The organism is Croceicoccus sp. Ery5 (assembly GCF_020985325.1).
In the GTDB taxonomy this organism is placed as follows: Bacteria; Pseudomonadota; Alphaproteobacteria; order Sphingomonadales; family Sphingomonadaceae; genus Croceicoccus.
Genome location: NZ_CP087587.1, coordinates 1,044,944 through 1,062,624, shown reverse-complemented (window position 1 = coordinate 1,062,624; position 17,681 = coordinate 1,044,944). Strand labels below are relative to the sequence as shown.

15 protein-coding genes are annotated in these 17,681 nt (G+C 63.7%); 8 read left to right on the top strand and 7 right to left on the bottom strand.

Annotated features, from left to right (window positions below):
• Positions 1–2: 2 nt before the first annotated feature.
• On the bottom strand, positions 3–2,561 hold the full coding sequence (locus LOZ74_RS05000) for a TonB-dependent receptor (RefSeq protein ID WP_230293166.1): 2,559 nt from the start codon (positions 2,559–2,561) through the stop codon (positions 3–5).
• 161 nt (positions 2,562–2,722) lie between these two features.
• Here LOZ74_RS05000 and LOZ74_RS04995 point away from each other — a divergent pair, with 161 nt between their 5' ends.
• Positions 2,723–3,946 (top strand): TetR/AcrR family transcriptional regulator, encoded by a 1,224-nt coding sequence (locus LOZ74_RS04995; RefSeq protein ID WP_230293165.1) that lies wholly within the window; start codon positions 2,723–2,725, stop codon positions 3,944–3,946.
• Between the two features lie 4 nt (positions 3,947–3,950).
• Here the strand turns inward: LOZ74_RS04995 and LOZ74_RS04990 are convergent, their stop codons facing one another.
• From LOZ74_RS04990 to LOZ74_RS04975, 4 genes are all read right to left on the bottom strand, one after another.
• Positions 3,951–5,102: an endonuclease/exonuclease/phosphatase family protein gene (locus LOZ74_RS04990; RefSeq protein WP_230293164.1), complete on the bottom strand. Its 1,152-nt coding sequence runs from the start codon at positions 5,100–5,102 to the stop codon at positions 3,951–3,953.
• Positions 5,103–5,238: 136 nt separating this feature from the next.
• A complete protein-coding gene (locus LOZ74_RS04985; RefSeq protein ID WP_230293163.1) occupies positions 5,239–6,051 on the bottom strand; it encodes a hypothetical protein in 813 nt (270 codons plus the stop codon).
• A gap of 36 nt (positions 6,052–6,087) precedes the next feature.
• Entirely contained in the window at positions 6,088–7,263 is a 1,176-nt protein-coding gene (locus LOZ74_RS04980; protein WP_230293162.1) for a glycosyltransferase, read from the bottom strand.
• Positions 7,263–8,234 carry a hypothetical protein gene (locus LOZ74_RS04975; RefSeq protein ID WP_230293161.1) on the bottom strand — a complete coding sequence of 324 codons (972 nt, stop codon included), beginning with the start codon at positions 8,232–8,234 and terminating at the stop codon, positions 7,263–7,265. The genes LOZ74_RS04980 and LOZ74_RS04975 overlap by 1 nt, the downstream gene beginning before the upstream one ends.
• A 226-nt stretch (positions 8,235–8,460) precedes the next feature.
• Here LOZ74_RS04975 and LOZ74_RS04970 point away from each other — a divergent pair, with 226 nt between their 5' ends.
• Genes LOZ74_RS04970 through LOZ74_RS04955 form a run of 4 tightly spaced genes read left to right on the top strand, consistent with a single transcriptional unit; the run spans position 8,461 to position 11,838 of the window.
• Positions 8,461–9,252: a glycosyltransferase family A protein gene (locus LOZ74_RS04970; protein WP_230293160.1), complete on the top strand. Its 792-nt coding sequence runs from the start codon at positions 8,461–8,463 to the stop codon at positions 9,250–9,252.
• On the top strand, positions 9,249–9,815 hold the full coding sequence (locus LOZ74_RS04965) for a DUF2141 domain-containing protein (protein WP_230293159.1): 567 nt from the start codon (positions 9,249–9,251) through the stop codon (positions 9,813–9,815). The genes LOZ74_RS04970 and LOZ74_RS04965 overlap by 4 nt, the downstream gene beginning before the upstream one ends.
• On the top strand, positions 9,815–11,464 hold the full coding sequence (locus LOZ74_RS04960) for a hypothetical protein (protein ID WP_230293158.1): 1,650 nt from the start codon (positions 9,815–9,817) through the stop codon (positions 11,462–11,464). Before LOZ74_RS04965 ends, LOZ74_RS04960 begins: the two co-directional genes overlap by 1 nt.
• Positions 11,461–11,838 carry a DCC1-like thiol-disulfide oxidoreductase family protein gene (locus LOZ74_RS04955; protein WP_230293157.1) on the top strand — a complete coding sequence of 126 codons (378 nt, stop codon included), beginning with the start codon at positions 11,461–11,463 and terminating at the stop codon, positions 11,836–11,838. The genes LOZ74_RS04960 and LOZ74_RS04955 overlap by 4 nt, the downstream gene beginning before the upstream one ends.
• Before the next feature lie 4 nt (positions 11,839–11,842).
• Here LOZ74_RS04955 and LOZ74_RS04950 read toward each other — a convergent pair whose 3' ends face one another.
• The gene (locus LOZ74_RS04950; RefSeq protein ID WP_230293156.1) at positions 11,843–13,444 is read right to left on the bottom strand and encodes an inorganic phosphate transporter; all 1,602 of its coding nucleotides are present in this window, start codon (positions 13,442–13,444) and stop codon (positions 11,843–11,845) included.
• A 281-nt stretch (positions 13,445–13,725) separates the two neighbouring features.
• Between LOZ74_RS04950 and LOZ74_RS04945 the strand changes: the two genes are divergently transcribed.
• The 3 genes from LOZ74_RS04945 to LOZ74_RS04935 all read left to right on the top strand — a co-directional run bounded on the left by LOZ74_RS04945 (position 13,726) and on the right by LOZ74_RS04935 (position 15,989).
• A complete protein-coding gene (locus LOZ74_RS04945; protein WP_230293155.1) occupies positions 13,726–14,604 on the top strand; it encodes an alpha/beta fold hydrolase in 879 nt (292 codons plus the stop codon).
• A 106-nt stretch (positions 14,605–14,710) separates the two neighbouring features.
• Positions 14,711–15,340: a class I SAM-dependent methyltransferase gene (locus LOZ74_RS04940; protein ID WP_230293154.1), complete on the top strand. Its 630-nt coding sequence runs from the start codon at positions 14,711–14,713 to the stop codon at positions 15,338–15,340.
• Positions 15,341–15,344: 4 nt separating this feature from the next.
• A complete protein-coding gene (locus LOZ74_RS04935; RefSeq protein WP_230293153.1) occupies positions 15,345–15,989 on the top strand; it encodes a hypothetical protein in 645 nt (214 codons plus the stop codon).
• 23 nt (positions 15,990–16,012) lie between these two features.
• On the opposite strand, the gene LOZ74_RS04930 is transcribed toward LOZ74_RS04935, so the two are convergent.
• A complete protein-coding gene (locus LOZ74_RS04930) occupies positions 16,013–17,671 on the bottom strand; it encodes an aminotransferase class III-fold pyridoxal phosphate-dependent enzyme (protein WP_230293152.1) in 1,659 nt (552 codons plus the stop codon).
• Positions 17,672–17,681 lie beyond the last annotated feature (10 nt).

The window sequence follows — 17,681 nt, the reverse complement described above, 5'->3', positions numbered from 1 at the left end:
CCTCAAAAGCTGAAACGGATGCCGAACATGTAACGCGAACCGATCTGTTCCACCTCGGTCGGGTGAGAGATCGCGTCGGCGTAGGCGATGTATTTCTCGTCGGTCAGATTGGCGAGATCGGCGTAAAGCGTGAACGCATCGGTCACCGCATAGCGCAGCGACACGTCGAGGTTTTCGTATCCCTTGCGGTTCTCGCCCGCGCCCATGCCGCCCAGCGTATCGGTCCAGTCCGACCGCCATTGATAGCTGACGCGCGCCGAAATGCCGTATTTCTCATAAAACAGCGAGGCATTAGCGATGGTGTCCGACATGCCCTGAAACGGCAGTCCACTTTCGGTGGGCGTATCGAAATCGCCGTCGAGCAGCGTCAGGTTCCCCTGAAAACCCAATCCGTCGAGCGGTCCGGGCAGGAAATCGAACTGCTTCAGCGCGTTGAATTCCACGCCATACAGCTTCCCGCTTTCCCCGTTATAGGTGCCGCCAAGGATATAGCCCGTGCGGTCGAACCCGTCGCTGTCATAGAAATCCGACGTGACGAATTCGGCCGAGCTGTAGAACACATTGTCGACCCAGCGATAGAAACCGGCGACCGACAGCAGGCCGTTGCCCGGCAGGTAATATTCGACGCTGGCATCCGCGCCCCAGGTATATTCGGGCTTCAACGCCGGATTGCCGCCCGAAATCGTACCCGGCGTCGCCGTGTCGTTGATGCTGGCCCCTACGCGGATCGCGCCATAGGCCGGGCGCGAGACGCCGCGCTGCCCCGCCAGACGCAGGACCACATCGTCGCTCGCCTCGAACTTCAGGTTCAGGCTGGGGAAGAAATCGGTCTTGTCGTAATCATAGGTCTGGGGCGTGAAGACCGTCGACCCGTCAGTGGCGACCGACTGAAGCTGGCCGGTGTTCTCCATCGAATATTTTTCGATCCTGAGGCCGCCGATCACAGTCAGCGGGCCGCTGGCATATTGCGCCATGCCGTACCCCGCCAGCGTGCGTTCCTTTTGCCCGTAAAGCGTGGTGGGCGCGATGGCGCTGGACGGATCCCACAGCCCCGCGGCGGCCAGCCCGTCGAGCAGGTCCATCGCATCGCCCGTCATCGCCTTGTTATCGGCATAGTTCAGCGCAAGGCCGGAGGGGAAATTCGTCTCCCACGGGCGGTCGGTGATATAGGAATTGATGTCGAACGGCTGCCCGATCGCCATGCCATAGGCAAGCGGCACATAGCTCGACTGCGACATGGTGTTGCCCTGAACATCGCGGTCGGCGAACAGCATGCCCGCAAAGAGGGTCAGATCGCCCGCTTCCTTGGAAATATCGCCCTTCAGCGTATAGCTGTCGGACGTTGTTTCCTGAATCAGCGGCAGCAGGATCGCGCTGGTCGTCGACAGGCCGGCCTGTTCAAAGGTGCCGCTTTCCACGGTGAAGATCGGGAATTCGGGGTTGGAATAATCGACCGTCATCTCGGGCAGGGCCGAAGCGCTCGACATGATCAGCGGCAGGTCGGTGGTGTTTTCGGTGCGCGTATAGTTCAGCTTGAACGAAGCGGTGAACCCGTCGAGATCGTCGTAATCCCCGCCGATCGTGCCGATGTAGTTGCGGTTGCGGTATTCGCCATAGTTGAAACTGCCGCGCATGCTGACGACATCGTTGCCGCTGACGCCAAAGTCATACTGGTTGCGCTGTTCGTCATCGCTGAATTCGGAATAGATGAATTTGGCGAACACGCGCTGGCCTGCGTCGGGGCTCCATTCCAGTCCGCCGAACAGGCCATTGTTCCAGCGTTCCAGCTTGTAATTGCGGACGGAGAAGCTGGTCGGGTCCATCGTCTCGCTGTCATACGATGCCTCGCGATTGTCGGTGACCTGCTTGCGACGGTAATGCGATCCGCCGACCACCACGCCAAAGCTCTCGTTCGACCATGACGCGCGCAACGAACCCTGGCGCTGTTCGCCGTCGCCCAGATCCATGAAGCCGTAACCGACATCGCCGTCGACGTGGAAACCTGTGCGGTCCAGCGGGGAATAGGTTTTGAGGTTGATGGTCGCGACGACCGAATCGGCCTGCAGGTCCGACGTCAGCGACTTGTTGATCGCCATTTCCGACAGCATCACCGCGGGGATCGCGTCAAAGCGGAAGGCGCGGCTTTCGCCCCCTTCGTCCACGCCGATCATCGGCACGCCGTCGATGCTGACCGAAGTCCAGCGGTTGGGCGCGCCGCGCACCTGGATATAGCGTTCCTGACCCTGATCGCGCTGCACCGCGACCGCAGGCAGGCGCGCAAGCGCGGCGGCGGCATTCTGGTCGGGGAAGCGGGCGGCGGCGTCGGCGGAGGCGATATCGGTCACGTTTACCGCCTTGCGCTTGGCCTCGATCGAATCTTCCTGCGCCTGAACGATCGAACCGCTGACGACGATATCCGCACCGGCATATTCGGTTTCGCTGGCCGTTTCGGCAGCGATTGTTTCGGCTTCCTCTGCCGACGCATGACCGGCAGCGAAGAACGAGACGACAGCCGCGCTGCACAGCAGACGACGGCGCGTGGACGGAACGGTAAGACGCATGACCCAAAGACCCCTAAGCGTTGATTTCGGGGCGGCGGCTAGAACGTCTGTATGTAACTTTTGTGACGCAAAGACCCTATATTGATAAGCGACTGTATGGAGAGGTTGATTAGTCGCGAATTGAGCGGCACAATTGCCATAAGAGACAAGCAGACATCAAAATGAAGTCAGAAAAAATACACAATTCTGTCATTTTTGAGACTTTCGACCGCCTGCTGGCCGCGACTCTGGCCAGCTGGAGCGATTCTTCGAGCGCGAATGTCTCGGTCCGCACGATTGCGGCCCGCGCCGGTTGCGCGGCATCCGCGATCGATTATCACTTCGGAAATCTGGAACACTTGTATGCGGCGGCGCAGCAAGAGGCTTTGCAGCAGGCCGAAGCATGGATGAAAGACCGGCTGGACGGGCTGGAATGGGTCCGCGAACGGCCGCTCGATACGTCTGCCCGCGCCGCGCTGGTGGCCGGTCTGATCGACGACTGGTGCGAAGGTGAGCGGCCGCTCGCCATGGCCATGCGCGAGGCGTGCAGCGCTGCTCCGAACGGCGGAAACGGCGGCAACGGGCAGGCGCATGGCGCATGGATGGCGCTCTGGCGTCGCTTCTGGGCACAATTCGCCGCCATCACCGGCATGGAGGCGCACGCCGCGATGCTGGCGCTCTATTTCGATGGAGAGGTTTCGCAGCATGTCCTGCGCTGGAACCGCCCGCTCGACCGCGCCCTGACCGGAGAGACGGCGCAGGTTCTGTTCGCCTTTGTCGAAAATCATCCGCTGCCCCGCCCGCAGATCCGGCAGGCCTTCCGCGATCTGGCAGCACACGAATTCGGAGTGGCGGAGGACGGGGCCGAGCCCGACCCGCTCGATCAGGCGGCTGCGCGCATCCTGCTGCAATCGGGCTTTGCCGCCCTCACCTTCCGCAATGTCGCGCACGAAGCGGGCACGACGCTGGGCAGCACGTCCTATCACTACGGCTCGAAATCCAGCCTGATCCGGCGCGCCTTCGAAATGCTCTATCGCAACCATGCGGGCACGGCGGAACGGTTGACAGGCCTTGCCGGCAATCTGCGCCACGCCATCGTGCAGGTGCTGGTGAACGACCGGCAACCGATCCTGCGCGCCTATGACGAGTTGATCCTGCATATTTCGCGCGATCCGGAATTCATCGACCTGCGCGGCGCGATCCGCGGTTATCACGATCCGGCAGCAGGGTGGAGCGTTGCCAGCATGATCGGTTCGGACGAACCCGTCAGCCTCGCCCTGGCGGCGGCCTATTCGTCGATCTGTCGCGGCATCGACCATCTGGCGCTGGCCGTGCCCGCCGCGGAAGCGCTGCAGGAAGGGATCGCAGCGCTTGCCCCGTTCGACCGCGCTTCGGGCGAGGAATAGGGCCCTATTCCTCGCGGGCGGCGATGCGGCTTTCGATCAGGCTGCCGTCGCTCTGCGTCAGGCGATATTCGATGGTGTAGCCGAAGTGGTCGGACAACGGCTTGCCCCGCGTCTCGCTGCCAAAGGGGATGCTGGCTGCCACGGGGGCCAGCGTCCTGCCGCTGCCGGGCAGCACATATTGCATGTCGCGCGCGCGTTCGACCACCCATTGCGCATCTTTGGACCGCGCAAGATGCGTATCAGCCGCCTCGACAAAATGACGCAGGGGTTCGGCAGGCGCGTTCCCGCCGTTCAACCCCAAAAGCGCAGGCGGCAGGATCGCCAGCCGTTCGGCGCGGTCACCCAGATTGAAATCGCCTGCCAGCACCAGCGGGACCGAATGATCGCGCTTGTCCGCCAGAAATTCGACCAGAAAATCCACCTGTTCGCGATAGGCGCGTTCGGTTTCCTTTTCCGACGCCCATGACGCGCCCTTGCTGTTCAGATGGGTCGTCGCCACTTCGATCCGCCCCTTGCCCGGCAGGGCCAGCGTGACCAGCACCACGCCCTTGGCGGCATAGCAATCGATCCCCGCACAGGCGCTTTCGGGAAAGCTGGCGCGGTTGACGTCGAGGATGGGGTAATCGCTGAGCACCACCAGCCCGCTATCCAGTTGCGGCGCGCTTGCGCGGCGGCGAAAGGGCGAGCGTTTGGACACGGGCGATGCAGCGCGCGAGATATTTTCTCCGCCGATCTGGAAACGGTAACCGGCGCGGTCGCCGATCTCTTTCGCTTCCGACCGGAAAGCCTCTTGCAAGACGACCACGGCAGGCTGAACCCCGCCCTTGCGCATCCATGCCAGCCGGTCCGCGATCCGTTCCAGCGCGGCGGCGCGACCGGTGGCGATCGGCCATGGCAGGCCCTTTACATTATAGGTCATCACCGAAAGATCGGCGGGCGGCAGATTGGCCTGTGGCGGTTTGGGAAGCGCCATATCGATCTGCGGCAATCCGGTGGCCGGCAGATCGACGCGCTTGATAGGGGGAATATCGGGCTTGGGGATCGCCACTTCCAACGTGGAAAGCGGTGCGGTCGGCTGTGCGATCGATGCCCCTGCGAAGAGCAACGATCCGGCCAGGAATAAGGCCAATCGCGGTCGGCGAGCCAGTATGCGCATCAGTCCCCTTCGATGCCCCCGTGTCGATAATGTCCCTCTTAAAGCATATGACAGCAAAAAGCTGCAAGTTGATGCGATTTTCGCGGCATTTTCGTGGCAAGCACCGACTGGCGGTCAAAATTCCGCAACCGAACGCCTATTCGCCCGACGGCAGATCGGGCAGACGGCTGGCATGCACCGTCCGCGACTTGCGGTCGATCGACCAGATCAGGCCGGTGTCCACGGGGTCGATATCGATCGCCTGCCCGTGCGAGATGATCGGGATCGTCGCCACATGGCGCAGCACTCCGCCCGCGACCGGCAGCGCGACGACGTAAAGCTCGGGCCGGTCATGCCCGCTGAGGTACAGCAATCCGTCCCCGCCCCAGCTTGCGCCCGAAACGCTGCTGGGCGCCAACCGTTCGAGCACGGCTTCGGGCAGGCCCCACATGCGGACGATGCGGAAATCATCGTCCATTTGCGCCAGAAAGCTGTCGCGATGGTCGCGGCCAGCGGGCGTGCCGCGATTGTCGTAATTGGCGAAAGTCGCCCACCATTTGCCGTCATGCCGGTCAAGCGCGGTCAGCGATCCCGGCATGGCACCCAGCGCGACCGAGCGCGTGTGATCCAGCGAAGCCAGATCATAGATTTCGACCGTCGAAAGCTGCGGCACGGCCGGATAGTTGGACGAGGCACAAACGAGCTCTGCCTCGACCACGGTACAGCTGTTGAGATGGGGAAACAGCGCGGGATCGCCCGTCCATTCGCCGGTCACCCGCCGATCCGCGATGGCGATGCGGGTGATGGCGTTGTTGTCGATGACATAGATCGAGGTTCCGTCGGATGCGACGCCCTGCCGTGCATGATCGGCGGCGATCACCTGTTCCGAAACCGCCTCTTGCGCAGCAGCGGGAAACACGGTGAAAGCGGCGGCGGCAGCAAGGGCAAGGGCCCCTTTGAACAATGTCATGTCGGAAATCTTTCGATGTGTTGGCGTATGGCTATATCAGGCTGCGCGGCGGCGGGCGAAACAGCTTTCGTATCGGGTGAACAGCTCTTCGAAATGGCGGTCCATGGTGCGAACATCCGCAGCCGCCAGTGCCGAACGTGCGCGCGTCGGCGCGATCAGTCCGCGCCCCAGCACCTTGCGCAGCCGCGATGTCAGCGCAGGGCCGTGGCCGGACTTATAGCTCCATCCCATGCCGCCCGCGGCCTGATCGGTCATGCCGCCGCGATCGGGCACGATGAGCGGCAGACCGCTGGCCCGCGCCTCGGCCCCGACCATGCCAAAGCTCTCGCTCTCGCTGCCGTGGACCATGCAATCCGCGCTTGCCAGCAGCCGCGCCATCGCCGCGCGGTCGCGGGTTGGTTCCAATAGTCGGATATGCGGATTGCCCGCGATGGATTTCCGAATGCGCGGCGTATCGCGCCCCTCGCCGATGATGACCATGCCGACATCGTGGTCATAACCCACCGCGGTGACGGCATCGACGATCATCGGCCAGCGCTTTTCGGGCGAATGGCGGCCAACGCCCACCAGCAGCGTCGCCGTATCGGGCAGGCCGCAACTGGCCAGAACCTGCGCGCGAAATTGCATGTCGCGCCGGTCGGGCCCGAACACGCCCGGTTCCACGCCCATGGGTTCGATCACCACATTCGGCACGCCACCGTTCGCGGTGCGCGTGCCCAGTTCATTGTTCGCGCAGACCACGAAATCATATTCGCGGCCCAGACGGCGCAGCCGCCGCCAGAACCAGTCGAACCCGCGATCGATGGATTTCTGGTCCATCATCTTGCCCAGCCAGCGATAGGGATAGGTAGCGAACACATCCAGATGCATGATCAGCGCGCGGGGCGCATCGCCGCGCCAGTTGGCGACCATGTCGGCGCTGCTCCACGGCGTGCCGCATTCGACGAAATCGGGCCGCAATTCGTCCAGCGCGGCGTGAAGCTGCGTCTCGCTGTGAAAATAGCGGTATCGCGGGTCCAGCGGAAATGTCGGCGTCGCCAGCGAGCGGATCCACGCATTGGGCGCGACCTGCACCATGCTGTCGCTTTCGCCGGGGACCAGCGCGATCAGTTCCTGCCCCATGCGACCGGCGGCTTGCAGCTTGCGGTCGATATAGGTGCGCACGCCTCCGCCGCGCGGCGTGTAAAAGGCGCAGACATCGACGATCCGCATCAGCTCTCTCCCTCTTTTTCGACCAATGCGTAAATGCCTGTGCCCGCCGCGACGGCCAGATGCATCACCAGCACCAGACCCGCGACCAGCGCCATCAGCGCGGGGATCATGGTTTCGCCGCCGACGAAAAAGATCGCCATGCTGGCAAAGACCACATCCTTGTTCGCAACAAACGGCAGGCGCGTGACCAGCTGGCGCAGCAGCGACAGCAGCACCCACCACACCAGCCCGACCTGCGGCAGCGCCAGATGCCACATCAATGCCAGCACGCCCGCCCCCGCCACGATGCGGATCGAATGCATGGCCAGCACAAAGACCAGCTCGTCCCTTGGCAGGCTGAGCACGCGGCGGCGCAGGGCCAGCACCATGATCGAGCTGACCGCCATGAAGGCGACCGAAAACGCCAGTGTCCGCTGGCTGAGATCGAGGTCGAGCCCGTCGGCCAGACCGTAAAGCAGCGGAAATCCGACCGCCATCATGACCAGCGTGATGGCATTGCCTGCCATGGCCGACAGGATGGCCACATCCTTGATTGCCCCGAACGGTGCCGCCGTCAGATTGCCGTGGCGCCGCGCCCAGCTATAGAAATAGACCTCGCCCAGATAGCCCAGCACCAGCTCGTTCGAGACTTTCTTGCGCAGCAGCGGCACGATACCGGCGGGCGGCAATTGCCACAGGCGGCGAAAGATCAGCCATTCGCTGACCGGACCCAGCATGTAATAGACGACAAAGGCGATCCAGAACGCGAAAGACGTGGGCAACAGGGTGCGCAGCGTCGCGAAGTCCAGTTGCTGCCACTGCGAAAGCGCGGCCACCAGTACCGCCAGCGAAATCAGCGATCCGAGCCATCGGGCCCAGTGGCGCTTGCCCGCACGGATGATCTGGTCGCCGCTGGGGATCGGGGGCGCGATGGCCGTGTCCGCCGCCAGAACGGGTGCGGCGGCCGATGGTCCCTGTGCTGTCGGTTTCACGCTTTGGCTACCCTCGATTCCGCCCTGTGGAAGCCCGCCCTTGCATCGCTTTCGTGACGGTGTTGCGACTGGATTACCGCAATGTTTCAGTCCGCCCCGACGCCGGACCGGCAAAGGTTTCAGTCATGCGACGGCCTGGCCGAAACTGTCCCGTCGATGTCGCAAATTGCTGTCATGGGGTGGCGTGAATCCTTGGCCCGAACGACCATGCAGGTGATCACAAGCAATGCGCTGGACCGTCGTCATACCCGTTTTCAACGAACGCGATTTTTTACCCGCCACGCTTCGTTCGCTGGCGCAGCAATCACTGCCGTTCCGGCTGGTGCTGGTCGATAACGGATCGACCGACGGCTGCATCGACGATGCGCGCGCGATCGTCGCCGAAACCGGCATCGACGCGCAGATCATCGCCGAACCGACGCCCGGACAGGTCCATGCCTTGAAGGCAGGTATCGACGCCGCCGATAGCGAGCTTGTGGCGATCTGCGATGCCGACACATTCTATCCGCCGCATTATCTGGAACGCGCGGGCGAATTGTTCGACGCAGGCGGCATGGACCGTGTGGCGACGGCGGCGCTGCTGCTTCCCGAAAATCCGCACGGGTTCAAAGCAACGCTGGCCCGCTGGCACAAGCTGGGCGCGGCAAGGCTGATGCCGCGGCAAAACCATACCAGCGGCGCGGGCCAATGCTTTCGCCTGAACGCGCTGCGCGCGGCGGGCGGTTATGACGCGGCGATCTGGCCCTATGTGCTGAAAGACCACGAGATGATGCATCGCGTGCTGCAACTGGGCACGCAGGCCTATGACCGCGACTTCTGGTGCATATCGTCCGACCGGCGGACCAGCCGCAGGAACGTGCGCTGGACGCTGGGCGAACGGATTGCCTATCACCTGACCCCGTTCTCAATGAAAACACGGTTTTTCAATAACTTCCTTGCCCCGCGCTTTGCCGCGCGCGCGCTGGGAGACACGGTGCTGCGCCAGAGGGCGTGGGAAGCGGAGGGAGCCGGAGCATGAATGCGTTTTTCGCCCATGCGGGCCTGTTCATGGGCCTTGCCGTGGTCACTGCCACGGTCGCGCCCATTGTCGCCTGGGCAGCCCCGCCCTATCCCGTCCCCCCGCGCGAGGAACGCGGGCGCGAAGGGGCCGATTGCCGCAGCCCCGAACCGGGCCCCGCCGTGCGCCTGACGGTCAAGGGGCTGAAGGACCGCGAGGGCCGCCTTCAGGTCGAGCTTTATCCCGCGAACGACAGCGATTTCCTGGCTGCCGACAAAAAGCTGATTGCCGAGGGCAAGCCGTTCAAACGCGTGCGTTACAATATGCCCGCCAGCGGCGATCCCGTCGTCTGCATCCGCGCGCCCGAGGCGGGCCGCTATGCCATCGTGGTGCTGCACGACCGCGACAGGAACGGCAAGTTCGGATATTTGCGCGACGGCGTCGCCTTTCCCAACGATCCCGACATCGTGCGCAGCAAGCCCAAGGCATCCGCCGCCAGCGTGCAAATCGGCAGCGGCACGGTGGTGCGCGAAACGGTGACGATGCAATATTTGCGGGGTCTGCAATTCGGACCGGTGGGCTGATGGCCAGCCTTGCCGACGCGTCCTTTCCCGCCCGCGACGGGGGCACGGAGTTCACCTCGACACGGCTGACGACTGCGCTGCTGGCGCTGTTCGCGACTTTGCTGGGCTTTACGCTGCTGAAGCATGGCACCGATTTCATCGCGGTCGAACGGCCCGAACTGGTGTTCGTCTGGGTCGGCGTGGTCGGGTCGCTGGCCGCGCTTTTTCTGCCCGCAAGCTATCGCCCGCTGCCCCGCTTCGCATCGCGCGGCCTGCGCGCGGGCGCGGTGTTTCTGGCGCTGTATATGGCGGTCGAGCCTTTCGCCATTCCCTATGCCGCCATGCCTGCCGACCATCCGGCGGTCCTGTTCCACAGCCATGCGCGCTGGTTCGGCGTTGCACTGGCGCTGGCCGGATTGTGGCGCCCAAGCCTTGTCTTTGCCGCCGCCATGCTGCTGTGGATGATCCGCGAATTGCAGACGGGGCTGACGGGTTTCTATTTCTCCACACTCGATATCCGCAATATTGCCGAGGTGCTGGCATTCTGGGCCATCGGCTATGCGCTTTTGTCCGCCGCCGACCGGATCGGCACGCTGCGCAAGGCAGTCGGGCTGGATGCCGATGCGTTGAAACTGGCCGCGCTGATGCTGTTCGCGGCGGGCGTGGGCGCGCATCTGGCGAATTATTTCTGGTCGGGCCTTGCCAAGCTGGCGATGGATGGCGGAATAACCTCGTGGCTGTTCGACAACCGGCTGTATGATGGCATTCCCGCCGCGCTGGAAAAGGGCACGCTGCCACTGGCCGCCTTTCCATGGGCGGTCGAATGGCTGGATGCAACCCTGCGATTTCTTTTCCTGCCGATGAACCTGTTCGCGTTCGGCGTGCAGATTTTCGCGCTGGTCGCCCCGCTGCGCCGCCGCTGGCTGATCGCGTCGATCGTGCTGTTCGACCTGTTCCATCTGGCGGTCTGGTTCACCCTGGGGCTGCTGTTCTGGAAATGGATCGCGCTGAACATGATCCTGCTGGTCGCGCTGGCCGCGATCAGCGACGATGAATGGACCCGCCCTGCCCGCTATACCGCGCTGGCATTCGTAATCGTCGGCATGGCGACATTCCGCACCGCATCGCTGGCATGGTACGACACGCCGGGTTTCGCCTCTCCGCATTTCGAGGCGGAGATGGAAGACGGCACACGAATGAAAGTGCCCAATGCGTACTTCCTCTCCTCCTCCTATCAGGTGTCGCAGGGGCGCATCTGGTGGCCGGGCGGGCGTGGCCATTTCAATCCGTCGATCTGGGGATCGGTGCTGCATCACGACGATCTGGTCGCAGGCCGCGAATGCCGCGTGCCCGCCCGCGCACAGCCTGCCGCCGAGGAATGGGGCCCGTTAGAAAACGTCGGCCGCTTCGTTCAGGCGCATCACCGGCAGATCACCTCGCGGCTGAATGACAAGGGGCAGTTCAATTACTATCTTGTTCCGCACCACCACGTGCCAAGCCCGATCCTGCCCGACCCGTTCTATGAAACGGACAAACGCCGGATCGTGCGATACTGGTTCGTGATCGACTCCGTCTGCCTCTCGTTGCAGGACGGCGGACTGGACCGGCGGGTGATCGGGCATACCGAGCGTCCCGTCTATGACGTAAAGGCCGACCGGATCATCGCATGAACGCGCCTGTGATCATCGTATATGACGGCGAATGCCCGTTCTGTTCGGCCTATGTGTCGATGCTGCGACTGAAACGGGCAGCGGGCGATGTCGAACTGGTCGATGCGCGGTCCGGCCATCCCGCCGTGGCGCGGTTGCGGGCGCTGGATATCGACCTTGACGAAGGCATGGCCGTGATCGCCGGCGATGCGGTGCATCATGGCGCGGCGGCGATGCAATGGCTGTCGATGATGACCACGCCGTCGGCCACGCTGAACGGGGTGATGGCGCGGGTGCTGCGGCACGAGCGGCTGGCGCGTGCGGCCTATCCGTTTCTGCGCGGCGGTCGCAATGCGGCCCTGGCACTGATGGGACGCCGCAAGATCGCCGACTGACGGTTCAGAACGCCGCGTTCAGGATCAGGAAGCACGCTGCCGACAGGCTGGCCGCGGCAGGCAGGGTGATCACCCATGCCATGGCGATGGGCTTCATCAGCGCCCAGTTCGTCTGCCTGTTCACCAGCCCGATGCCCAGCACCGCGCCGATCAGTATGTGCGTGCTGGAAACCGGCAGGCCCAGCGTGCTGGCCATCATCACCACCGCAGCCGCCGCCAGTTCCGCCGAAAAGCCCGACGCGGGGTGCATCTCGGTCAGATTATGGCCGACGGTCGCGATCACTTCCTTGCCGATGAACCACAGCCCCACGATCAGCGCGACGCCGAATGCCATCATCGCCGCAGGGGGCACCGCCGCCTCTGTCCCGACGGTGCCGTTCTTCAGCACGTCGAGGATCGCGGCAAACGGCCCGATGGCATTGGCGATGTCGTTCGCCCCGTGGCTGAACGCAAAGCCGCTGGCGGTGAATACCTGCAGCCAGCTGAAGATCAGGAATGTCGACCGGTCCAGCGAATCCCCGCGCAGCGTGCGCGCGAAAATATAGGTCGCCATCCACGCCGCCGCCCCGATCATGCCCATGATCAGATAGTTGTTCAGCGTGGTCAGCCCCAGATCCATGTGCTTCAGCCCCTTGAACAGAAGCATGGCCGAAATCACCGCCGCACCGAACGCCGCGACCAGCGGCACCCAGTTCTGCAACGCCTTGTGCGCCGCCAGTTCGGTGCGCTGCGTGCGCAGATCGTGCAGTCTGCGGTAATATTCGGTTTCCAGATCGTCGGGCGTGAACCCCTCTTCGTCCAGCGCCTCGGCATCGCGGACCATCATGTGGGTATAGCTGATCTTCTGAATGTCGGAGAGGCGTTCGAACCGGCTCTTGTGTTCGTCGCGCAGCTTGCGGCGCTGGTTCTGCAAATGGTGCAGCTGTTCCTTCATCCGGTCGTTGAACAGCAGGATATGTTCCTTGATCAGCCAATACAGGCCATAGGACACCAGCCCGCCCAGCACCGGCGACAGCACCCAGGAAATCATGATGGTGCCGATCTGGTCCCACTGCGCCAATGCGAGCGCCGCATCCCCGCCGCTGAGCAATACGCCCAGCGCGATCGAACTGCCGACGATGCCGCCGACGATCGAATGGGTCGTCGATACCGGCCAGCCGCGCTTTGTCGCGAACAGCAGCCATAATGCCGCCGCCAGCAGCGCGGCCATCATGATGAACACGAATTGCATCGGTTCGACCGACATGGCGCCCAGATCGACGATGCCCGACCGGATCGTATCGGTCACCTCTCCGCCCGCGATCACCGCGCCGCTGACTTCGAAAATGGCCGCGATGGCCAATGCCTGCTTGATCGTGATCGTGCCCGCGCCGACGCTGGTGCCGAAACTGTTGGCGACATCGTTGCCGCCGATATTGAACGCCATGAACAGGCCGAACGCGGTCGCCAGCAGGAATATCGCGATCTGCGAGGTGTTGGTGTAATCCAGCCCCCAGATCAGGAAACCGATGCTGGCAATGGCGAACAACAGGCCGAAACCCAGATCGGCCACGCCGATTTTCAAGCCGAAATTGCCCGAAGCGGGTTCGCTTGCCCCAGTTGCCATGAATTGCCCCTTTTCGGCTGCCGCCTCCGCCCGCGGGCGAATGCCGTAAAGGCAGCACAAATTGATCGATCGGTGGTGGCGCTATCGCCGGTTTGCTGCAAACTTGTGACAAGATCGCACCGCTTGCCGGTCGGGCGGGGCATACCCCTTTTTCGCAAAATTTCCGGCGCTGCCATAATGGCTAAGGAATCGCAGGGCATAGGGACGGGATGACTGCCGAGCTGCCTTCCATCCCGCCCTCTTTCCCGGCCCCCTCCCTCCGCCGCAGCCTGCCCGGCGGCATGGCAATCGACCGCTGGCACGCGCCCGATGGCTGGCCCCTGCGCCGCTTTGCCCTGCCGCATCGCGGCGATTGGCGCGGCAGCGTGCTGTTTCTGGGCGGACGGGCGGACTTCCTTGAAAAATATCTGGAGGCGTTCGACGACTGGGCAGGCGCGGGATGGGCTGTCGCGGGGTTTGACTGGCGCGGTCAGGGCGCATCGGGCCTGCTGCATCCGGCGGGCGGCTGCCATATCGACGATTTCGCGGTGTTCGCGGACGATCTGGCAGCCTTCGTCGCGGACTGGCAGCGCGAAAACCCCGCGCCGCATGTGGTGATCGGCCATTCGCTGGGCGGGCACATCCTGCTGCGCGCGGTGGTCGAACGGCGCATCGCGCCCGACGGCATCGTGCTGCTGGCGCCGATGCTAGGCATACGCGCCGGCCCCTTGCGCGGGCGCGCCATCGGTGCGCTGGGACAGATCGGACGCGTACCCGCCCTGCGCCGCCGCACGATATGGAGCCGGTCGCGCAGCCCCGGCCCCGGGCGCATCACATCCTGCCCCGACCGCGATGAAGACAAGCGCTGGTGGAAAGAGGCCTGCCCCGAACTCGCGCGGTCGGGCCCGACATGGGGCTGGCTGTCCGCCGCAACGCGCTCCATCGCGCATGTCGAACGGATGCTGGGCGATTATCCCGCCGGTCTGCGCGGGTTGACGGTGACGGCGGGGCTGGACCCCGTGGTCGACAATGCCGCCATCGCCCGCGTGCTGGCCCGCCTGCCCGCAATGGAGCATGCGGACATCGCCGGTGCCGGTCATGAAATCCTGCGCGAGCGGGACGAATTGCGCATCGCGGCGCTGGACCGCATCCGTAGGTTCCTGTCCGAAACCGCGATTTGACGCGCGATTTATCGACAGGCAATCGCATCAATGACGCGCTTCTGTCGTGTTGCTGAAACAATTTCAATCCAATCAGGCCGCTCTACGGGATCTGGGTGGTATCGAAATGCAGACTGCAAGTGTTGCGGCGGCCTATGACAAATGGGCCCCGATTTATGATCTGGTCTTCGGCAATGTTTTTGCCACCGGCCGCGCGCTGTCGATTGCCGCTGCCGAACAGGTCGGCGGGCGTATACTGGAAGTGGGCGTCGGCACCGGTATTTCGCTGCCCCGTTACAGCAAGGACGTGCGCCTTGTGGGCGTCGATATTTCGGATTCCATGCTGGACAAGGCACGCGAACGCACGCGCCGGCTGAACCTTGAAAATGTCGAACAGATCCGCGTGATGGACGCCGAAGCGATGGATTTCGCCACTGGCGAATTCGACGTGGTCGTCGCCCAATATGTCGTGACCGCCGTTCCCAATCCCGAAAAGGCGCTGGACGAATTCCTGCGCGTTCTGCGCCCCGGGGGCGAGATTGTGATCACCACCCGCATCAGCGCCGACAAGGGCATACGCGACCGGATCGAGAAAATGCTGATGCCCGTCACCAGCAAGCTGGGCTGGCGCACCGAATTCCCCTGGGAGCGATATGAGGCATGGGCGGCCAGGACCCCCGGTGTCCAGCTTGTCGAACGGCGGGCGCTGCCCCCGCTCGGCCATTTCTCTCTCGTCCGCTATCAGAAAGTGGCCTGAAGACATGAACAGTTTCAAACCGAATGGCGAACACGGCAGCGAACTGACCGGCATCGCCCGTTTCCGCGACCAGCTGCGCGAACAGCGCTGGGACGACCACCGCTATTACCATCACTCGATCATCAACCAGAGCCTGCATTTCGTCAGCGCCTGCACCTTCCTTGTCGCCTATGCGATGCTGTGGACCAATCCGGCGCTGGCGGCACTGCTGGCGTGGGGCGTGGCGATGACCAGCCGTCAGGCGGGCCATTTCTTTTTCGAACCCAAGGACTACGACTACGTCAACGATGCGACGCACGAGTTTAAGGAAGACATCAAGGTCGGCTATAATCTGCGGCGCAAGGTGGTGCTGATGGGCCTGTGGGCACTCAGTCCGCTGCTGCTGCTGGCACAGCCCTCGCTGTTCGGGCTGATGCAGCCCCACACCGGCGCGGAAGGCTTTTTGCGCAATGTCGGGCTGATGTGGCTGGTGCTGGGCATAGCAGGCATCGCATTCCGCACGGTGCAACTGTTCTTTATCCGCGACGTGGAAACGGGCCTTGTCTGGGCGACGAAGATCGTCACCGACCCGTTTCACGACTTCAAAATCTATCGCGGGGCCCCTGCCAAGCTGGCCAAATCCGCGATGGCATGGCGTCCGGCGCGCTAGGCAGCGCCTGTTTTTCAGCCGGTTCAGCCCTTCCTGAACCGGCTGCGCAGCATTTCCCGCATCAGGCGATGGCGCAGTGCCTTGCCCGCGTCGCCCCGTGGCCGCCACCACCAGCCATCGCGCTGCATCGCCCGTGCCGCGGCCATGAAACGGTTCGCCACCTCGGCAAAATCACCGTCGCCATAGGCAAGGCTGAAGATGAAGCGGCCCGTGCCCACCCAGCTCAATGCCAGCCCCTCGGCCCGCAGGTAATATTGGAGCATCCAGTGATAGCGGCCGGGTTCGAGGAAATTGACGGTCCAGATCGTGCCCAGATTGCCGATGGCGACGGGCAGCCCCTCGGCATCCAGCCGCGCGTTCAGACTGGCGGCGCGTTCGTTCCATGCCTCGTTCATACCATCGTACAGCGCCTGCCCCTCGGCCGTTTCCATACGGCGCAGGAATGCATCCATCGCGCCCATGACATAGGGGTGCGAATTGAACGTGCCGCGCGCGAAACAGATGTCGGCGGGCCGGTCGTCGCGGTACCGCTTCATCAGATCGGCCCTGCCGCACAACACGCCCACCGGCAGCCCCCCGCCCAGCGTTTTGCCATAGGTGACCATGTCGGGCCGGATACCGCCGAAATACTCGCATGCTCCCCGCGGGGCGAGGCGGAAGCCGGTGAAAATCTCGTCCATGATCAGCACGATCCCCGCCTTGCGGCAGGTGTCCTGCAAACGCCGCAGCCAGTCGCCATAGGCAGCGCGGTCCGTTTTCGCCCCCGCACGCCGCGACACCAGCGTCGAATCCCCCGGCGCATTGCGATTGGGGTGCAGCGCCTGCAGCGGGTTCACCAGCACGCAGGCGATATCCTTGCGGCTGGCCAGCACGGCAAGGCTGCGCTCGCTCATATCCGCCAGAGTATAGGTCCGTTCGGCCGCGACCGGATTGCCGACGCCCGGCTGCACATCGTCCCACCATCCGTGATAGGCGCCCGCGAACCGCACGAGATGGCTGCGCCCCGTGTGATAGCGTGCCAGCCGAACAGCCTGCATCACCGCCTCCGTCCCCGACATGTGGAACGACACGGCGTCAAGGCCCGATATCGCCTGCAACCGGCGCACATTATCCGCGACCACCGGATGCAGCCCCGCCAGCGTCGGCCCCAGATCGCGGGTCGCGGCGATGCCGGCATCGGTCAATGCGCGATAGGCATCGACCCCCAGCAGGTTCACGCCATAGGAACCGGTCAGGTCATAGAATTCGTTCCCGTCCAGATCGGTCAGCATCACGCCGCTGGCCGCACAATAGAAGCTGCCCGCCGACAGATGTTCGCGCACCACGGGGCTGAACTGGAACGGCACGCGATAGCTGCCGGTGAAGCGGACATCGGGGATCGCATCCGCCGCATCGCCGGTATAGGCCGCCGTTCTGGCGAACCGCTGCCGGTAGAGCGCCGAAAGCGCGTCGAAACCGGCACGCCGCTGCGCCACCACGTCATCCGGCGCGCCATCGGCGGCAAAGAATTCGTCGCCCACGAAATGATAGTTCGCCACTTGCCGCGCCATGCGCCGCGCCATGCGCGAATGGCCTGCCAGCGAACGGTGCTTGGCCCGCGACAATTGCACGCGCTGGCGGATTTTTCGCGCCGAAAGCACCCCTGCCAGAACCGTGGCCACACTCAACGTCAAACGCTTCAACTCATTGCTC

What these genes read in the sequence shown, in the direction of transcription:
- LOZ74_RS05000 (WP_230293166.1), bottom strand. Translation starts at nt 2,561, where the DNA reads ATGCGTCTTACCGTTCCGTCCACGCGCCGTCGTCTGCTGTGCAGCGCG.
- LOZ74_RS04995 (WP_230293165.1), top strand. Translation starts at nt 2,723, where the DNA reads ATGAAGTCAGAAAAAATACACAATTCTGTCATTTTTGAGACTTTCGAC.
- LOZ74_RS04990 (WP_230293164.1), bottom strand. Translation starts at nt 5,102, where the DNA reads ATGCGCATACTGGCTCGCCGACCGCGATTGGCCTTATTCCTGGCCGGA.
- LOZ74_RS04985 (WP_230293163.1), bottom strand. Translation starts at nt 6,051, where the DNA reads ATGACATTGTTCAAAGGGGCCCTTGCCCTTGCTGCCGCCGCCGCTTTC.
- LOZ74_RS04980 (WP_230293162.1), bottom strand. Translation starts at nt 7,263, where the DNA reads ATGCGGATCGTCGATGTCTGCGCCTTTTACACGCCGCGCGGCGGAGGC.
- LOZ74_RS04970 (WP_230293160.1), top strand. Translation starts at nt 8,461, where the DNA reads ATGCGCTGGACCGTCGTCATACCCGTTTTCAACGAACGCGATTTTTTA.
- LOZ74_RS04965 (WP_230293159.1), top strand. Translation starts at nt 9,249, where the DNA reads ATGAATGCGTTTTTCGCCCATGCGGGCCTGTTCATGGGCCTTGCCGTG.
- LOZ74_RS04960 (WP_230293158.1), top strand. Translation starts at nt 9,815, where the DNA reads ATGGCCAGCCTTGCCGACGCGTCCTTTCCCGCCCGCGACGGGGGCACG.
- LOZ74_RS04955 (WP_230293157.1), top strand. Translation starts at nt 11,461, where the DNA reads ATGAACGCGCCTGTGATCATCGTATATGACGGCGAATGCCCGTTCTGT.
- LOZ74_RS04950 (WP_230293156.1), bottom strand. Translation starts at nt 13,444, where the DNA reads ATGGCAACTGGGGCAAGCGAACCCGCTTCGGGCAATTTCGGCTTGAAA.
- LOZ74_RS04945 (WP_230293155.1), top strand. Translation starts at nt 13,726, where the DNA reads ATGGCAATCGACCGCTGGCACGCGCCCGATGGCTGGCCCCTGCGCCGC.
- LOZ74_RS04940 (WP_230293154.1), top strand. Translation starts at nt 14,711, where the DNA reads ATGCAGACTGCAAGTGTTGCGGCGGCCTATGACAAATGGGCCCCGATT.
- LOZ74_RS04935 (WP_230293153.1), top strand. Translation starts at nt 15,345, where the DNA reads ATGAACAGTTTCAAACCGAATGGCGAACACGGCAGCGAACTGACCGGC.